Consider the following 18609-nt stretch of genomic DNA (forward strand, 5'->3'; position numbering starts at 1 on the left):
AACATATGTAAAGGAAAGCGCCATAAAGTCTGGTTATTGTAGCGTCATTCAATATCAGGAGATAACGATGAGTCTATTGACCGCATTAAATTGGCGCTACGCTGTAAAAGAGTTTGCACAAAAAAGCTTATCTGAACAGAATATTCAACACCTTATCGAGGCGGTGAGATTAGCGCCAGCCGCTTATGGTATTCAACCCTATAAGCTAATTGTTATCAGCAGTGAAAAAATCAAACAGGCTTGTTTAGTCCATAGCTATGGACAAGATAAAGTGATGAACTGCTCTCATTTGCTGGTTTTAGCCAGTAAAACTGCTATCACGGATAAGGATATAACACAGTTCATCACGGCCCTTGCCGTAACATTAAATACCAAGAGTAAATCCTTAGCGGGTTATCAACATAATATTCAAAGTGATTTATTAAATCGCTCTGAGTCTGAACGCTCGAGTTGGGCCACAGAACAAACTTACATTGCGCTTGGCACACTATTAACCAGTGCCGCAATCTTGAATATCGACTGCTGCCCGATAACTGGTTTTGATGCCCAAGGGATTAATCATGTATTGGACTTAAAAACCCAAAACCTCTGCGCAACTGTATTAATTCCTATTGGCTATCGTGCGCTAACCGATAAAGCAGCGAGTAAACCTAAGCATCGATTAAAAATAGACGAGCTTGTTATTGCGCTTTAAAACCAAGTCTTGCATCCATCACATTGAATGTACAGTGCGGCGATAAAATACCTTTGAAATTTTTACATTATCAACCTAGGTAAAGGAATACAACGATATTTAGCAATCCTCTAAATTCATCATACAAATAGGAGCATAACCATGAATCTTTTTGCATTATTAGCCCTTAGCGCAGGTGCCTGCATTGCGCTGCAAGCTGCAATGAACGCGCAGCTTGGTCAACTTTTAGGCAGCCCACTTCTTGCCACCAGCTTTGCGTTTTTAAGCAGTTTTGCACTAGTTAGTACGGTGGCTTATTTCAATCAATACGGGACAACTATCAGCGCCCTTAACCTCAGTCAAGTGCCATGGTTTTTATGGTGTTCATGTATTTTCAGTGTAATTGGCGTCGCAAGCTTTTATTTTTTAATCCCCAAATTAGGGGTGGGTAATGTAATGAGTTTTGCTTTAGCAGGCCAATTGATGCTCAGCATCGTGATAAGCCATTTTGGTTGGTTTGAAAGCCCAATTAAACACATCGACGGACAAAAAATACTTGGCATTATTTTTATGATTGCCGCATTAGTGCTAATTAATAAGGAATTTAAATGAAGCTACCACACTCAAACACTGACTCAATGGTGTCAATACTTGAACAAAACTTAACTAATTTACATAGCTTTTGGTCAACCATGCCTTTTACTCAACAAGGTACATGGTTTCGCCATAATCAATGGCCACATAAACTTTGGCAGGCTGGGTTTGATAGTCCTCTTTCGAGTAACCTTACGACTATCGCGGATCATGTTTTGGTGTCAACACACCCTATAAATTCACAACTATTACCGGCGCAATTTACTCAAAGCCATTTAATTACCATGAGTTTAGGGCTTAATGATAATACCGCCGCCGAGCTTTGCTCAAAAGTAACCCCTGAAACTGACTTTATTCAATGGGCAAATGCGTGTGGTAAAGCCTTTGGTTATCAAATAGATGCCGATGTTATCGAGCAGCTAGCGCAACACTCAAACAATTGGATATTGTCGCTCAAAGTAGATGAAAAAATTGCAGTGACAGCTATTTTGCATCAAACAAACTCTGGTTTTGGTGAACAAACCACCTTTGGTTTGCATCAAATGGGCGCGCTTACAGAATTTCGAGGACAGGGACTTGCCAAAAAAATGATGCAACACTTGATTGCTTTTGCCAAACAACAAGGTGCAAGCTTATTGACTTTACAAGCATCACAAGCAGGTTTGCCATTGTATGAAAAGCTCGGTTTTAAAGCGCAAGTGCCACTTTATTCATACCGTGTACTTTAGTTAACCGTATCGTTACCTGATAATTGGCAGATAAAACAGCCCTTAGAAATATTAAAAGTGAGTACTTTTAATATTTCTAAAGGCTGTTTTTTATACTTTCAATCGATTACCCTTTTTATCGTTTACTTGCGCCTATATTAAGCAAATTGAGCTGTTGCAATCGACTCTTTTTCATATTCGTCTAAACTTTGTTTATCGTTTTTTGATATAAGTACTTTATGCTAATTGAATTTATTTATACCAGCCATGCTAAAACCCCGCTCAGTCCAGAGCAACTAAGTACACTTAAGAAATCGTGCATTGAGTACAATACTCAACACAAAATAACAGGCATGTTGTTGTATAATAATATGAAATTTATGCAAGTTTTAGAGGGCGACAAAGAGACTATCTTGGCACTTTTTAAAAAAATAAAACAAGACCCACGTCACCATCAGGTTGAAGCGCTGATCTTAAATCCAATTGATGAACGTAATTTTGGTCAATGGGCTATGGGTATTGCAGATATCAGTAACGAGTCGATAAAACCGGACTTTTTATCCGATCCCAACATCGTTAATAAAGCGCTCAGTAAAAAACTGTTATTAGCGTTTAGTCACCATTTAATTGAAATCGACTAACCAAAGATATCAAAAACAAATAGATTAACAAAATAAGGCCTTGTTGAATTACAGCAAAGGCCTTATTTTTCATTAAAAAACCAACCTATTGTGATGCTGTGATCATCAACTCAAGTTCATTAATTGCACAACCGTTTTGATGGCTGTTGACTCGTACATATTCAGTACTGTCTTGTGCACTTAAGCTCAGATTAAATTCATCGTGCTGCCCTTGGCTTTGACTACTTTTAGATAAACACATGGCTTGAGTTAATGAACGAAGCTTGGCATCGTTCAGAATATTTTGAAATATTTGCGCTGGTAACGCAGGCATATCGGCCCCGGCTTTTGCAGCTTGCTTAGTACGAGAACTGAGTGAAAACCCTTGTTTTGTGATATCGATCACAGTACCTGAAGGCCAGTAACTGTAATTATATTTTTGCTGCTGACCCTTAGTTTGAATATGCACCACACCGTGTTTACCTACCACAGTCATCAGCTCAGTTTTATTCGCTTTAACCACAACCAAAGCTGTGGTTTCATCAACACCAAAACCATGATTTTGCCCCGTTTTGCTCAGTAACGTGGCTAAACGCGCGGTACGATTTCGTTCGCTAAAATGGGTATCTAAAATGCCGTAATTAAAGGTGCCTAAGCCACCTAACGCTTGATAGGTTAAGCTATCTGGCCCTAGATTATCAGGGCAACTTTCCAGGCAGCGCTCGCTCGGTGCATTAAACGCAAATGCCCCTTCACGCAGCGCAGCTAAGCTTGTGCCATTGCTTATCATCGCCACCTGCCCTGCGGTATTTTTACCACCGCTTTGCACTGCAGTGCCGGCACTAGTACCGATAATAATTGGCCGTGAACGTAAAACCTCCCTCCAAGGATATTCATTTCCTTGCTCATCAAACATCACTTGGCGTGTCAAACTTTGATCACCACCATTAAACATTAGCCCGGTGCTTGCAGCTAAAATGGTGACTAAATTAGCACTGCCTTTTTCGCATAAAGCCTGCTCAGCCGCGGTACGATCAGGATAAATAACCTCACGATTATAAAGACCCATCAACTGCTCTCGGTATTGATTGAGCTGACTGCATTCGTTACGGCTAATTGCTTTAGCTAACGCAGGGGTTAACGGTAACCAAGCTTGGCTCACCCCTTCAAATGACAGTAATCCTTCATAAAAATCAGCAGTTTCATAAGGATCTCGGCTTGAAGCTGTAATGGCCAATAGTTGAGGAGTCGCATTACTTACTTTGCTTGCGCCTTCAATAAAAGCCAAAATATCATTGGCAGCGCGCTCGCTATTTTTTGCACTGTCCACTTGCTCTTTTAGCCTTTGCCCTGATGCATCGAGTACCGGTTGTTCAAGCATATCTAGGACAAAATTGTATTCTTGATCAATCAACTGATTAAGCTGTTGCTGGTCTAAATCACGCCAAGCCCATAACAATTCGCTTTTATTCATTATTTGTGAATAGTTAGCCATCAGTATGGTTAGGCTTTTCACTGTTGCAGATTTTGCATCGTTATTTGCTGTAGGCCAACGCTCAGCAATCGCACTTATTGCCATTTTATTAAGCTGATAATTATTTTGTTTTTTACCGGATAGCGCGCTATTTAAGCGACAGTTTTGTGGACTAAAACTGGAGCATGTTGTTAACGCACCTCCTATTAGCACTAGAGTTTGATCTTGCTTATTAGCAAGCAATGGCAATGAAAGTGCTGTTAAAATCAGCGAAAAAGCAAATTTGGTTAAACCATTTGGTTTTAAGGTATGGGGTAATTTATACAGTTCCATAATGTTACACTCATGTAAAAAAATTAAACGAAATAGCTTGCAGCAAAATTTGAAGCTTGCTATAAAAATAAGGAACTTTAAAATCGCAAGTAAGCTAGCATTCAAATGTTTGCTTTGTCAAAACCCTTTTGGATTAGAATTATGTTTAAAAATGCAACATCGCTACAAACATATTTCTACTCACCTTACTACCTTTCGGAGTGGTTCGACGAGTAGAGACCTCCTCACATTCTCTGTGAGGGGCTTACTATGTCTTACACATCGCTGCCCTGTCTAAAACATTAAAAATTGCGCATTCGGTTGAATTGTTTAAATCACTGCTGCGCGCATAAAAAGACAAAAGGTATAAATCATGTTCCGTCAATTAACTATTGCTGCTGCAATCAGCGCGTTGCTGTGCCCGGTTGCCTATGCCAATACACAAAACAATTCTGACACCAGTAACATTGAACGAGTAGAAATCACTGGCTCGCGCCTCAAAGGCGTCGATCTTGAAGGTACTGTGCCGCTAACAGTGTTAGATCAGGATGCGATTATTCGCTCTGGGGCGAATACTATCCATGAATTATTAAAAGACTTATCGGTGTTAAAAGGGGGTAATGGCACATTTTCGACCTCAGAAAGTGGTGGTACATCCAATTCAACACCTGCAGGACAAGCCGCTGCCAGTTTACGTGGCATGGGTCCGTCAGCAACACTTACATTAATTAATGGTCGCCGTGTTGCACCAAGCTCTTTTGCCGCTGGCACTGAAAACTTTGTTGATATTAACGCCATACCTCTTGCCGCTATCGAACGCATTGAAATCCTCGCGACTGGTGCGTCTGCGGTTTATGGCGCCGATGCTGTTGCTGGTGTGATCAACTACATTTTAAAAGAAGATTTTACTGGAGCGCAGCTCAATGGCGCATTTTCAAACAGCACAGCGCAGGGAGATAACAGTAAAACACAACTCAATTTAGTCTATGGCACAAAAATTGGTGATACAAACCTGACTCTATTTGCCGATATATTCGATCGCAATCCATTAAAAGCGACCGACCGTGCTATCAGTGCAACTGCGCCATTAACAAACTCCTATTCATATTTACCCACACTCGAAAACGCACCGAATGTCTATTATTACAGCAGCCGCTCTGGTGATGAACTCCCTGCACCAAACTGCCAAACGCCGTTAACAACCACCGAATACGGTGAAGAAATATGCGCGTATTACCCAAACCAACATGATTATCTAGAAACTCCTTTTGAAAGTATTTCTGCCGGTTTGATGCTAAACAGTCAGTTTGGTGAGGTGCAATGGCATACAGACTTTTTCTTTAGCCAAACAAAATCAACCGCGTACTCTTCTCCAGCTCCGATTAACCAAATTAACGATAGCGATGGTCCATTTGTACTTGAAGATGCGCTATTTATATTTGATAACGCGGATGGTAGCAATGCCCTACTCGACCAACTGTATATTGACCCATTTACCACCCAAAGTGGCCGTACTGTATATGGTTTTGGCTTTGATGCCCGTTTTAATGACCCAAGAACGGTTGAAGTAGAAACCAAAAACTTCCGCTTAGTGAGTAGTCTCGAAGGCGAAATTGGTGATTGGTCATGGGAAACAGGTGTCACATTATCACGCTCTCGCTCTTCACAAGAAGCGGTTGCGGGTGTCTATAACCGTTACCAATTTCATGGTGCAATCACCGGCGAGCTCTGTGCAGATGGGAGTCTTGCAAGTTTTGATGGTGATAACTTAAATTGTGGCAATAGCCAATTATTGCCTTTTTATAATCCATTCTTGCAAGGCGATGCTAGCAATGATGCGATACTTGCACTGACGCAAGCGCGTCCTACTCGTGATGGTGAAAGTACTGTTTACGGCTGGGATGCAAATATTAGCGGCGAAATTTTTACGTTTAACGACTTGCCAGCCTATGCCGCTATTGGTGTTGAAGTTCGCCAAGAAGAATTAAAGGATATTCCTTCAAATAACGCTCGTGCTGATGCTAATAACGGCTATTTGGTCGAGGTGTTTGGTTTTGGTTCAAGTGTGTCGCAAGCTAAACGCCAACAATACGCAGCTTTTGTAGAACTTAATGTTTCTTTAACAGAACAAATCGAATTGCAAGCAGCTGGCCGCTACGATCATTTTGATGACTTTGGAGGCACATTTAATCCTAAAATTGGCCTCAGTTACCGCCCAAGCGATTCACTTATTGTGCGAGGTTCGTGGTCTACATCATTTAGGGCGCCATCATTAACCCAAGCGGGTGTAAAATTACGCACCACACAATCCACCTTCGATTGCGGAGCAAATCAAGCGGTTGCCGATTTATATTGTATGGGTGATGGGACCCAAATTAGTGTTAATACCCTTGAATTGGGAAACCCGCAACTCAAAGCCGAAGAATCAAATGCCATCAGCGTGGGCTTAGCGTGGAGTCCATCGCAAAATACCAATCTCACGGTCGATTATTGGCGATTTGAGCACGAGGAAGTAATTGATACTAATATGACCGCAGTCCTAGATCGTGCTATGAGCGATGCATCCTTGCGCCACTGTGGTTTAGTACCACAAAACCAACAAGGTATTGCTTATGAAGCACAAGTTTGTGACGTAACCGATGCCAATGGTTTAAACATTGAGCAGCAAGGAGCAAACTTACGCCAAATTCTAGATGCCTATATCAGTGAATTTACCCCTCGTGACGATGAGCTATTTTTGCCTTTATATCGTGATCATGTCATTCCACTTGAAAATACGGGTAGCCAAACCTTAGCTGGGATTGACTTTAAATTTGATCAGCGCTTTAACTTTAAAGAAGGTGATTTTACCGTTGCAATTTCAGGCACTCATTATTTAACCTATGAGCGCAATAAGCCAGGTTCTGATTCGCTTGAGAAACTCATTGGTAGTTATCGTTATCCAAAAGATATTGCTCGAATATCGTTTGATTGGGATGCTAAAGATTATTACTTCACTCTAAGTGCAAACTATACCAGTCGTTATCAAGATGACATTGAAGGTCTGCGCGCTAGAGAAATTGAAGAACTCGAAGGTTTGTCTGTACTTGATAGTAAAGGTCAACATCAGGTTGATGACTGGCTAGTATGGGATCTGGCCAGCGGATATTTCGTGACCGATGAACTAACCTTACGCTTAAGTATTACCAACCTATTTGATAAAGAACCACCACGTGTGTTTGGCTCAAGCAGAGGGTTTGACTCAATTAATCACAATGCGGATGGCACACGTTATCAACTTGGTTTGACATACACATTCTAATTGCCCTAAGGCTCCCATAGCGCAGAACCCAATCTTGGGAGCCTTATTTTAAACTGCAAATAGAGCACTTAAACGGCTGGTTATTTTATAGCTTGAAGTCCCTTTGGTTAAAAAACATTATGAACGATAAAAAATTTACCATGCCAGATGCCAGTATCATTTTACTGTGCGTGGCATGCCTTGCTTATTTGGCTAGTTTGCTGATAACACCCGGACAATTTGTTATGGACCCTAATAGCCATAATGTATCCTTATCACAATACCAAACTGTTGAAGCCGTCGAGACGACGCCCTTTTTTGCTCAATCAGGGCAAATTGGACTGGCAAATGTCCTTTTTGAAGGGTTGGTATCGGGTGACAAATATGGCGCCAGCATCGGAGTGATGGCATTTATTCTCATTACCGGTGGCGCGTTTGGCATTATCATGCAAACAGGTGCCATTAATAACGGCATCATGGCGCTCATTACTCGGACCCAAAAAGTTGCTTGGTTATTTTTACCCCTATTATTTACGTTATTTTCTTTAGGTGGTGCTGTATTTGGCATGGGAGAAGAATCCATTGCATTTTGTATTGTGCTACTGCCGATTATGAAACAGCTTGGTTACGATGCAAAAGTGACGGTATTAACAACCTATGTAGCAACACAAATTGGCTTTGCAACCTCTTGGATGAATCCCTTTAGTATCGCCATTGCGCAATCAATCGCTGAAATTCCAGTATTTTCAGGGGCAAGTTTTCGCATGCTTGCTTGGTTGGTCTTTACCTTAGTGGGTTTAGCCTTCACCTTGCATTATGCCCGCAGCAGCCGCAGACAAATAAGTACGACTCAACACAGCACAAGCACAAGCACAAGCACAAGCACAAGCAAGCTTGATTATGCAGACTCACTGATTTTAATCACCTTTTTACTCGGTATCGTCTGGATTGTATGGGGGGTTATGGCTCGCCAATATTATATTCCTGAATTAGCAGCACAATTTTTTTGTATTGGGATTGCCAGTGCCATCATTGCGTTAATCTTTAAAAAACAAACCGCAAATCAAAGTGCTGAGGCATTTAAACGAGGTGCACAGGAGCTATTACCTGCTGCATTATTAGTTGCACTCGCCAAAGGTGTTGTCTTACTGCTGGGTGGCAGCGATCTAGCCTCGCCATCAACCCTTAATACCTTGCTTTACCACAGTGCAAGCAGCATTGCACAAGTACCCAACTGGGTTGCTGCTTGGGGCATGTTGGTTTTTCAAAGTATTTTTAATTTTTTTGTTTCATCTGGTTCGGGCCAAGCTGCAATCACTATGCCTCTCATGGCACCACTGGGCGATTTGCTTAATGTCTCACGACAAACCGTGGTATTAGCTTTTCAATTTGGCGATGGTTTTACCAATATACTGATCCCAACCTCAGCCAGTTTAATTGGCTGTTTGGGGGTCGTAAAACTCGATTGGGGCGAATGGGCGGCTTTTATCTGGCGTTTTACACTCACCCTTTTTGCATTAGCGAGCGGTTTTATTTTTCTCGCTTATTTTATTAATTATCAATAAAAGATATTTTTATGTTAACTCTTATTCAAGGTGCAGAGGTTTTTGCACCCACTGCGCTTGGCGTTGTCGATGTGCTGATTGGCGGTAAAAAAATTATCGCAATCGATCCAAACATTCAATTACAAAGCAACCTAGCCGTCGACGTTATTGATGGCCATGGACACATTTTGACGCCCGGTTTTGTAGATTCGTTAGTCCATATTACTGGCGGCGGTGGTGAAGCTGGCTTTGCTAGTCGCACGCCTGAAATGAATTTAACCGATGCGACACTTGCAGGGATCACCACAGTTATCGCGGCCCTTGGCACTGACTCAAGCAGCCGTACTTTATCGAACTTAGTCGCCAAAGCGAAAGGACTAAAAGAACACGGATTAAATGTATATTGCCACACCGGTTCATACCATTTACCCGCTAAAACGTTAACCGGTTCTATCACTGACGATATTCTCTACATCGAAGAGTTTATTGGTGTGGGTGAGGTGGCCATTTCAGATCGTCGTAGTAGTCAGCCCACAGTGCAGCAACTTGCCGAACTGGCCGCACAAAGCAAAGTCGCAGGCATGCTCAGTGGTAAAAAAGGCATTATCAGCATTCACGTTGGCCCAGCGCCTTCGCATTTAGCTTTATTGCATCAAGTCAGTGAACAAACCGATGTGGCGCTCAGTCAGTTTTATCCAACCCATATGGGCCGCAGCCAGCAATTATTAGCAGCGGGCATCGCGTTTTGTCGCCAAGGTGGCACAATTGATTTTACCACCAGCACCACAGCTTATGATTTAGCGCATGGTGAAATTCCTGCTGCTCAAGCTGTCGCGTATTGTTTAGCGCAAGGAGTTGCGCCAGAACGATTAACCATGAGCTCCGATGGCCATGCTAGTTTGCCGATTTTTGATGAGGACTTTAATTTAATCGGTTTAGAAGTGGGTAAAGAGGCATCGCTATTGCGCTCATTTCAAGAGGCCGTTTTTACCCACAATATCAGTATTGAACATGCTTTGATGACCATTACCTCAAACCCAGCTAACTTACTTGGACTGAAAAAAGGCAGTATAAACGTGAATGCCGATGCTGATTTATTGCTCATGGATGCACGGACACTGACACCTCATTCAGTGTGGAGTAACGGTATTTTAATGGTTGAACATGGCCATGCCAAAGTTAAGGGAACGTTTGAGGATTAATCTTAGCTATAAAAAAAGCCGCATTATGCGGCTTTTGATTCAAGGATTTGTTGCACTTTAACCAACAAGGTTAACTCAATCAGCAAAACCAATTAATGTCATTAAAAGTTATAACGTGCACCAATGGCGTAACGTGGACCATATTGACGCGCAAACAAGAATTGCTCTTCATAACGGCCATAACCTTGCTCAGTTTCGTTGTTAAGGTTTACCCCTTCAAAGAATACCGTTAAGTTTTCGTTTACATCGTAATTGACACTCATATCCCACTGACCAAAACTTTTTGCAAATTGTGGTGGCGCATCAGCACTGCCCTGCGCTTGACCCACACCAATTAAATACTCATCACGCCATGCATAAGTCAATTTAACTGATAGACCATCTTTTTCATAAAAAGCTTGGAAGTTAGCCGAATCACTTAAGCCAGTTAATGGCGCTTGTTGCACTAAACTATTGACGTCAAATTTTACATCGCCATCAACAAACGTGGCATTAATACCTAAACCAAAACCACTTTCACCAAATAAGTGTTGCACGGCCATTTCAATCCCATCAACCGACTTACTATCGGTATTCGTAGGTTGGCTGATATTCCATACAATTAATGGATCGTTTGAGTTTGGCTCGATTTTACCTTCTGCATTACCGTTACCGTTAGCCAACATTTGGTCAAAAATGGCGGTGCTGGTGGCTTGGTCGCCACGCGCTTCAATATCTGCAATTGCTTGCAAATAACGCGGGCCATTAAAGATATCGTTTAAGCCGTCAATAGATGTTTGCGTGATGGATGTTTGAATAAAGTTATCAACGTCTTTTTTAAAGTAACCAATGGCAGCATAACTGCCCTCACCATAATAATACTCAACCGTGAAATCTAAGTTCGTTGATTCAAATGGTAATAAGTTAGTATTGCCTTGACTACCAATACGCGAACCCGGTTTTGGACTACCTGTTAAACTACGACCACCGGCTAAATCACCAAGCGGTGCACGTGAAATTGTTTTACCCCAAGAAGCTCTTGCCACTACATCATCTGTAACATCGACTTTGACATCAATCATAGGTAACAAGACGTCGTGTTTACCTTCTTGAGTTAAAAAGTTATCTGTGCCACCTTGCTCGTATTGCATGATCCATTCTGAGGCACTTTCCCAGTTGACTTGGCGCTCTACACGTTGACGCACAGTGCTGGTAACATCCGTTTCTTCATAGCGTAAACCCGCATTTACCTGTACTTGGTAGTCAGCCACTTTAAAATCCCATTCGGTTTGAATATAAACCGCGGTGGTATTTTCAGTCACTGAACTTTGGCTATCAATGCCATCAAAATAAGGATTGATTGAATAGACATCTGAACCCATCACATCTTGGGTTAAGAAAGCCAGTTGTCTGGCTACGGCTTCATCAAAATCAAAGCTGTAGTAATAATTTGGGTTAAGTGATGAACCACCACCAGTAAATTGATCAAGCAAATTATTGGTATTATGTAATTCGAACATGCCGTCTGGGAAAATTTGAGGGTAAGCTGGATTAAAACCTGGGCCTCCTCGTAAGCCACTCCATGCGCTTAATCCGCCCATTGTTTGCTCTGTGCGCGAACCACCAAATTTTACTGAAACCAATGGAATATCAATAATCTCGTTATACCAGCGCGCATCAACTTGTAACTGTTGAATGTCTGATTCACCTGGGCTATGAATAAATTGACTAAAATTTGAGTCAATTTCACCTGGGCTGAGAATATTGGTACCATTGCGCCAGTTGATCATCGCGTGTGGCACTTCACCACTTCGGTAATCATAGATTTTTGAGATAAGCTGATCAGAACCAAGTATTACTTGGCCATCACTCCCTAACCCTTTGTCAGCACCATTATCAGTTTTATTGCTTGAATCGTGATAATCGACTGCCACTTTCCAGATTGAGTTAATTTCCCAGTCTAAGTTAAAACCGACCGAGCGAGCTTCGACTTCAGTGGTATTTTTACTGGCAGTGAAAGAACCATCATTACCACCAATATCAGCAAATAAAGCGGTACCATTTTCATCGAGTTCGTAGGCATTTATATTGCCACCAAACTCATTCCAAATACCCCAGCCCGTTGTTTCTTGGCCTGTAATAGCTTTTGAACCGGTAAAATCTAATGTTGCAACAAGACCATCGATTGGTTTGTACTGAAAAGTGACTTGCGCATTGGTGCGCTCACGCTGCACATCGTTGATGGAGTAATTCATATCTTTTGGAAAAAAGTGATTACCAATGCGCTTGCCATCAGCATCAACGCCGCGCGGATCAATCACTTTTGATTCCGCTAAATCAGGTAAATCAACATTTGCTTGCCAACCTTGAATATTGGCTTCTTGACGTTGAAAGTCACGCTCTTGGTGCGAAAGCGAAACAGATACCCCAAAACGGTCATCAGCAAAAGTATTGCTATACACAGCGGCAAGCTCTGGCGTGATATCACTGCCTTTTTCGTTTGAGGTATCGTTAATTCCTTTAGCTGATACTGAATAATGCTGACCGGGTTTATTAAGTGGTTTTAGTGTCACAATATTAACAGTGGCACCTAACCCCCCTGTTGGCATTTCAGCACGGGCAGTTTTATAGACTTCTAAGGTACTCACACCTTCAGACGATAAATTTTCAAGATTGTATGAGCGGCTATTACCTGTACCTGGCATTTGACGGCCATTAAGGGTAATTAAGTTAAAGCTCGGCCCAAAACCACGCACCGTGATTTGACTGCCCTCACCATTAGTACGGCTGACCGACACACCGGTAATACGCTGCAACGACTCTGCTAAATTAGTATCGGGAAATTTACCCATTTCTTCTGCTGAAATGGCGTCCATAACACCAAAGGTTGCACGTTTTAAATCCATCGATTTAATTAAACTGCCGCGCACCCCACTGACTTCAATTACTTCAACGTCTTTTTGCGGTTCAACTTGTTGCGTTTCTTCTGCTTGGCTGACTCCAATCCAACTTGTGCCCATTAATAACGCCAATGTACTAGCCAGATGAGTCTTTTTAAATGTTAAATTATTCATGACTGCCATTCTTACCTTTAAAATTTGTGTGAGAAGCAGAGGCTAACCTCTGCCGTTCAATGTCAGACTGTGCGATTAAGGCGTTGCAATAATTGCGTTATCAATACGGTACACGGCCCCTTCTCCTGCCCCCCAAGATGGAAATACCATCACCACATCAATGGCACTGATGTCTAAACCAGCGTCATAAAGTGTTTGCAGTGGGAAGGTAAAGGTTTGCCATTGACCCGTTTTAACAGGCTGCCCTTCACTGCTTGCAGATAAAGGTAATTCAACAGCACTTGATGCATCACCGGCTTCAATTTTAAATGTCCAAATTGCATCTGGGCTATTTGGCGCGTCCACCACTTTCATTTCAAAGCGCACCACACCATTTGCTAAGTCAGCAGAGGCATCGTGATAGACACCATCTTCGGCGAAAAAGCCCATAACGGTTGGTTGCGAGCCAATTTTATACTCCGCCACAGGACCATGAGCATCATCATCTGTTTCTTGCGTTGGCGTTGAACCACCACAGCAATCCCAAATACTCCACTTATCAGCAACCGTGTCTTTGAACAAGGTTAAACCACTGGCTGGTTTGGCATCTGGGTTAAAGATTTTAGCATTATCAACACGATAAACTGCGCCTTCGCCTGTGCCCCAAGCAGGGAAAATCATGATCACGTCAATCGCGCTCACATCAAGACCGGCATTCGCTAAGTCAGCAATTTTGAAGTTATATGTTTGCCATTGACCCGTTGTTGGTGTAATTCCTTCAACGCTATTGGTAATTGGCCATTCAACTGCTGATGCACCATTATCTGATTCAAGCTTAATTAACCAACTTGAATCTGGATTACCTGGCGCATTGACTACTTTTAGGTCAAAACGAAGCACACCTGAGTCTAAAATTGCACTGGCATCAAATGGTTTATCCGCACCGCCGTTTGCAGGGCGAGTAATGAAGCCCATCACAGTAGGCTGTGCACCAATTGCAAACTCAGCCACTAAACCGTGATCAGCATCATCCATTTCTTCTGTTGGTGTTGAACCACCACAGCAATCCCACATTGGCCACTGTGGGTTCATGGCATCTTCAAACAATACAAGCTCTGGGTAATTCATTTCTTGGCTAATTTGCACATCATCAACCAAGTATTGCGCTCCCTCGCCCGTGCCCCATGCTGGGAAAATCATAATGGCGTCGATTGAACTGATATCTAACCCTAAATCCGCAACTGCTTGCAGCGGGAATGTATAGGTTTGCCATTGGCCTACAACTGGTGATAGACCTTCGCTGCTAGTTGATAACGGTATTTCTATCGCTGTTGCGCCACCAATACTTTCAACTTTCATTAACCAAGTTGCATCAGGATTATTTGGTGCAGAGGTAACTTTGACCGCAAAACTAATGCTGCCATTATCAATAATTGGCGATGCATCAAACGGTGACGCCTTACCATTTGGATCAGTAATGAATTCACCACGACTAATAAAGCCATTTACCGTTGGTTGTGCACCCACCGTAAAGTGCATTACATCACCTCGTTCGGCATCACTCACAACAGCAGGTGTCGAACCCCCACAGCAATCCCATGCAGGCCAATTTGGATTAAGTACACCATCAAAAATAGTTAAGTTTTGTGGGATCCCTGATGATGGTGGTGCAGGTACAGGTGCAGCTCCTTCGACTAAGCCATCAGTTAGTTTATCGTAACCTGCTCGAACTGTTTCGCAGCCTTTACCGGTATTTGGATCTATTGCGCACTCATACACACGTACATAGTCGATTTGAAATGCTTGACCATTAGCAAATGCAGCTGAGTCAATTCCCAATTCATTGACATTCGCAGGCCAATTACCACCCACAGCAAAGTTTAAAATCAAGTAGAATTTTTGGTCAAACGGGGCGTTGGTCCAAAAAGTTTTAAGCTCACCAGAAGTTTGGTCAAAATATTCAGTAAACCAACCTTTATGGGCAAGGCCAACAGCTTCATCTTTGCTGTTATAACGCACTTGCGATTTACGTTGTGTTGCATATAAATAGTTATCAACGTACCAACGAATTTCACCCTCTTGCCATTCTATGGCGTAGGTATGAAAACCATCGGCAGGGTTAATATTGTCGGGTAAACTATATGCCTTACCAGAGCTTGCGTTATTTGGCCATTCACGCCCGTAATGCAAAGTTCCGTGAACATTGGCTTCAATACCCCCATCATTAGTTGCAGCTTTTAAGTTTACCGCTTCTAAAATATCAATTTCGCCTGAGCGTGGCCATCCACCATACACTTCATCGGTTGGCATCATCCAAAACGCAGGCCAGCTGCCTTGTCCTGATGGAAGTTTTGCGCTCATTTCAAAACGGCCATATTTAAAATCGGCTTTATAACGGCTATTTAATCGGGCTGAAGTATAAGGTTTTGCTGCTCCTTCTGGTGCAGGTTTAGCAACAATGTTTAGTTTGCCTTCTGCAATAAACGAGTTCTCTGCGCTATCGGTGTAACATTGCGCCTCGTTATTTCCACCACCATCACAATTGAGTTCGTGAGTCCATTTTCTATCGTCGATGCTTGTACTATCAAATTCATCATTCCACACCATTTTCCAATCACTGACCGCAACGGCAGGATCAACTTTGGTGAGATCGGTGGTAGTTTTAGCACCGCCGCCACAGCCTACTAGCATGGTAGCTGAGAACAGTGCTAGAACTGATGTGGTTTGTATTGCTGTTTTTTTCATTACTTCAGCCCCGATACAGACAGTTAAGTTAATTATCATTATTAGTTTATTGTTCGAGTTTAGAACAACACTTATGTAAGCGCTTCCATTTACCTTCAAAAAAACACGCTGAGAATGTAAGCGCTTTCATAAATCTAAACTGCCATCACGCAAAGATCAAATTATTTAACAAAAAAGATACCAATTAAGTGAATTATTTTATCTCAAGATGAATACCTTCAGCGGTAAGATAAAGGTAGAAATACATCTGTCTGAATGCTCAAATGAGGAATTAAATCTTTTAATTATTTGATTTAATGTAATAAAAAATAAATAAATTCGTAATAAAAATTAACATTAGCTTAAATAAATAGAAAATAAGCGCTGTAAAAGAAAAATTGTATTTTTTGCTTGCTGATCTAAAAAACGCTCTGTTATTCAACAATCATTAAACTGGTTTGACACATCTTGTTTGATTCAGGTCGGTGGTTTTATAGCAATATACATTGTGGGTTTAATAGCTAGCATTTTGTATAGAAAAAGCTAGACGTTAAAAATTTTACGTAAATTTTACGCCACATCACCCTAAAAACATTTAAAGTAGGCTCATAAACAGATACTTAGATTAAGCCTGTCATGCTTTTTGATTTAAAAAATGACTCAATGACCTCTGGGTTAATAAGTTTTACGATTCTAGTTGCCACTATCAGCATCTCTATTTTGGCAGACTTCATGAACCTACCCAAAACAGGGTTGTTACTTATTTTACAACTTGCTGTTGTGATGGTTGCGTTTGCCAGCAACCGCTTGACAGCTGTTATTAGCAGTTTTATCTGTGCCATGGCATTTAATTATTTTTTTACTGCACCACGTTATTCGTTTCATATGAGTGATGCGACTGATATCGCTGATATGCTGTTTTTTTTAATCGTTGCGCTTCTAACCAGTCAAGTTGCCAGCTATATCCATCTAAAACGCCAAGAACTTAAACAAGTACAATTACGAGCCAGTATTTTACTCTCGGTTTCCCATGATTTACGTACGCCACTTGCGAGTATCATTGGCAGCTTAACCACGGTCGAAACCTATAAACCGCAGTTAAGTGAACAACAATGTGATGAGTTAATTAATGGCGCATTGCTGCAAACTCATCGCTTACATAATTACATCGAAAATTTATTACAAGCGACCAAAATACAGCACAAACAACTGCAAATTACCTTATCGCACAACGCGCTATTTTCAATATGCCAAGAGGTTGAAAAAAGAGCTGAGTCCCCTCGCCTGCATTTGATTAATGCAAATGAGCCTATCATGGTCCAAGCGCAAGCGAGTTTACTAGAGCAAGCTATTTTTAACCTTGTTGATAACGCTTTAAAATATTCTCCTGATGATCAACCTGTGCATCTGTTTTTAATTAAAAATAAAAACCGGGTTGAAATATCAATCAATGATCAAGGAACAGGTATAAGCCCTGATTTAATTGACACTATTTTCGATAGTTTTGTATCTGTACGGATAGGTGACAAAGGATATGGCGGTAGCGGTTTAGGTTTGACCGTCGCAAAAGGGATTGTAGAAGCACATCAAGGACAATTAACTATCGTGCCAAGTAAAACCGGGTGCTGCATGCAAATTAGCTTACCAATCGCCGAGGAAATAACACAATGAAGCACAGTATTTTAATCATTGATGATGAACCTCAAATTTTAAAATTTGTTGGCATTGCACTTAATGCTGAGGGCTATTTATGCCATTTTGCCCCAACAGCAGCTGAGGCGAAGCAAATTTTGACTTCACAAACAATTAATTTAGTCATTTTAGATTTAGGTTTACCCGATTTAGACGGTTTTACTTTACTTAAAGAACTACGCCAAACAAGTCTATTGCCGGTATTAGTGCTGACCGCTCGTGATGCCGAAAGCGAAAAAATTCGGTTACTTGAAGGTGGGGCAAATGATTATTTAAGCAAGCCATTCAGTATTAAAGAATTAGTGGTCCGTATTAAAGTATTGTTACGAGATTTACCTCATTTAGCCAATCAAAAACCTCTTTATCTCAAAGGGTTGCGATTAGATCCAATTAATCAAAGGGTATTTTTAAACGAGATGCCGATTGCATTAACAAAAAAAGAATCCGCATTTTTGGTATTACTGATGGCGCATCCAGGTACGTTAGTCACGCAGCATACACTGCTTTGTCAAATTTGGGGGCAAAGCCACAGTGAAGATACTCACTATTTAAGAGTGTTAGTGCGTCAACTTCGCAAAAAGCTGCACGATGATGCTGAAAACCCTCAATTTATTAAAACGGAAGCGGGTGTCGGTTATCGCTTTTTAAGCGCTCCTAACAACGATTCCTAGCTCACTGTAAACAATCACTCAATTTACCCAATCAGTCAGTGTTATGCACCGACGGTATCTTTGCACCTTTTAAAAAGAGAACAC

General features: G+C 41.6%; 12 protein-coding genes. 9 read left to right on the plus strand and 3 right to left on the minus strand.

Annotation, left to right across the window (positions count from 1 at the left end):
- Window positions 1-67 precede the first annotated feature (67 nt).
- The 4 genes from PTUN_RS09515 (at window position 68) to PTUN_RS09530 (ending at window position 2615) form a co-directional block, all read left to right on the plus strand.
- Entirely contained in the window at window positions 68-694 is a 627-nt protein-coding gene (locus PTUN_RS09515) for an NAD(P)H-dependent oxidoreductase (protein ID WP_009840040.1), read from the plus strand.
- 141 nt (window positions 695-835) lie between these two features.
- Complete coding sequence (locus PTUN_RS09520) at window positions 836-1285, plus strand: DMT family transporter (RefSeq protein WP_009840041.1); 450 nt, start codon at window positions 836-838, stop codon at window positions 1283-1285.
- The gene (locus PTUN_RS09525; protein WP_009840042.1) at window positions 1282-1995 is read left to right on the plus strand and encodes a GNAT family N-acetyltransferase; all 714 of its coding nucleotides are present in this window, start codon (window positions 1282-1284) and stop codon (window positions 1993-1995) included. Before PTUN_RS09520 ends, PTUN_RS09525 begins: the two co-directional genes overlap by 4 nt.
- 218 nt (window positions 1996-2213) lie before the next feature.
- Window positions 2214-2615, plus strand: a complete 402-nt coding sequence (locus PTUN_RS09530) for a BLUF domain-containing protein (RefSeq protein ID WP_009840043.1) — start codon at window positions 2214-2216, stop codon at window positions 2613-2615.
- A gap of 85 nt (window positions 2616-2700) precedes the next feature.
- On the opposite strand, the gene PTUN_RS09535 is transcribed toward PTUN_RS09530, so the two are convergent.
- Complete coding sequence (locus PTUN_RS09535) at window positions 2701-4401, minus strand: cyanophycinase (protein WP_009840044.1); 1701 nt, start codon at window positions 4399-4401, stop codon at window positions 2701-2703.
- A gap of 352 nt (window positions 4402-4753) precedes the next feature.
- On the opposite strand from PTUN_RS09535, the gene PTUN_RS09540 reads away from it, so the two are divergent.
- From PTUN_RS09540 to iadA, 3 genes are all read left to right on the plus strand, one after another.
- On the plus strand, window positions 4754-7681 hold the full coding sequence (locus tag PTUN_RS09540) for a TonB-dependent receptor domain-containing protein (protein WP_009840045.1): 2928 nt from the start codon (window positions 4754-4756) through the stop codon (window positions 7679-7681).
- 119 nt (window positions 7682-7800) lie between these two features.
- On the plus strand, window positions 7801-9225 hold the full coding sequence (gene yfcC / locus PTUN_RS09545) for a putative basic amino acid antiporter YfcC (protein WP_009840046.1): 1425 nt from the start codon (window positions 7801-7803) through the stop codon (window positions 9223-9225).
- An 11-nt stretch (window positions 9226-9236) separates the two neighbouring features.
- On the plus strand, window positions 9237-10406 hold the full coding sequence (gene iadA, locus PTUN_RS09550) for a beta-aspartyl-peptidase (RefSeq protein WP_009840047.1): 1170 nt from the start codon (window positions 9237-9239) through the stop codon (window positions 10404-10406).
- A gap of 101 nt (window positions 10407-10507) precedes the next feature.
- On the opposite strand, the gene PTUN_RS09555 is transcribed toward iadA, so the two are convergent.
- Together PTUN_RS09555 and PTUN_RS09560 are read right to left on the minus strand one after the other, a co-directional pair.
- Window positions 10508-13459: a TonB-dependent receptor gene (locus PTUN_RS09555; RefSeq protein WP_040644271.1), complete on the minus strand. Its 2952-nt coding sequence runs from the start codon at window positions 13457-13459 to the stop codon at window positions 10508-10510.
- Between the two features lie 75 nt (window positions 13460-13534).
- Window positions 13535-16183 carry a glycoside hydrolase family 16 protein gene (locus tag PTUN_RS09560; RefSeq protein ID WP_009840049.1) on the minus strand — a complete coding sequence of 883 codons (2649 nt, stop codon included), beginning with the start codon at window positions 16181-16183 and terminating at the stop codon, window positions 13535-13537.
- Window positions 16184-16825: 642 nt separating this feature from the next.
- Here PTUN_RS09560 and PTUN_RS09565 point away from each other — a divergent pair.
- Both PTUN_RS09565 and PTUN_RS09570 read left to right on the plus strand, forming a co-directional pair.
- The gene (locus PTUN_RS09565; protein WP_198138448.1) at window positions 16826-17833 is read left to right on the plus strand and encodes a sensor histidine kinase; all 1008 of its coding nucleotides are present in this window, start codon (window positions 16826-16828) and stop codon (window positions 17831-17833) included.
- Window positions 17830-18525, plus strand: a complete 696-nt coding sequence (locus PTUN_RS09570; RefSeq protein WP_009840051.1) for a response regulator transcription factor — start codon at window positions 17830-17832, stop codon at window positions 18523-18525. Before PTUN_RS09565 ends, PTUN_RS09570 begins: the two co-directional genes overlap by 4 nt.
- Window positions 18526-18609 lie beyond the last annotated feature (84 nt).

Source organism: Pseudoalteromonas tunicata, assembly GCF_002310815.1.
Lineage (GTDB): Bacteria > Pseudomonadota > Gammaproteobacteria > Enterobacterales > Alteromonadaceae > Pseudoalteromonas > Pseudoalteromonas tunicata.

Excerpts from the sequence above, each read along its gene's own strand:
- PTUN_RS09515 (WP_009840040.1), top strand. The coding sequence starts at position 68 with ATGAGTCTATTGACCGCATTAAATTGGCGCTACGCTGTAAAAGAGTTT.
- PTUN_RS09520 (WP_009840041.1), top strand. The coding sequence starts at position 836 with ATGAATCTTTTTGCATTATTAGCCCTTAGCGCAGGTGCCTGCATTGCG.
- PTUN_RS09525 (WP_009840042.1), top strand. The coding sequence starts at position 1,282 with ATGAAGCTACCACACTCAAACACTGACTCAATGGTGTCAATACTTGAA.
- PTUN_RS09530 (WP_009840043.1), top strand. The coding sequence starts at position 2,214 with ATGCTAATTGAATTTATTTATACCAGCCATGCTAAAACCCCGCTCAGT.
- PTUN_RS09535 (WP_009840044.1), bottom strand. The coding sequence starts at position 4,401 with ATGGAACTGTATAAATTACCCCATACCTTAAAACCAAATGGTTTAACC.
- PTUN_RS09540 (WP_009840045.1), top strand. The coding sequence starts at position 4,754 with ATGTTCCGTCAATTAACTATTGCTGCTGCAATCAGCGCGTTGCTGTGC.
- yfcC (WP_009840046.1), top strand. The coding sequence starts at position 7,801 with ATGAACGATAAAAAATTTACCATGCCAGATGCCAGTATCATTTTACTG.
- iadA (WP_009840047.1), top strand. The coding sequence starts at position 9,237 with ATGTTAACTCTTATTCAAGGTGCAGAGGTTTTTGCACCCACTGCGCTT.
- PTUN_RS09555 (WP_040644271.1), bottom strand. The coding sequence starts at position 13,459 with ATGAATAATTTAACATTTAAAAAGACTCATCTGGCTAGTACATTGGCG.
- PTUN_RS09560 (WP_009840049.1), bottom strand. The coding sequence starts at position 16,183 with ATGAAAAAAACAGCAATACAAACCACATCAGTTCTAGCACTGTTCTCA.
- PTUN_RS09565 (WP_198138448.1), top strand. The coding sequence starts at position 16,826 with ATGACCTCTGGGTTAATAAGTTTTACGATTCTAGTTGCCACTATCAGC.
- PTUN_RS09570 (WP_009840051.1), top strand. The coding sequence starts at position 17,830 with ATGAAGCACAGTATTTTAATCATTGATGATGAACCTCAAATTTTAAAA.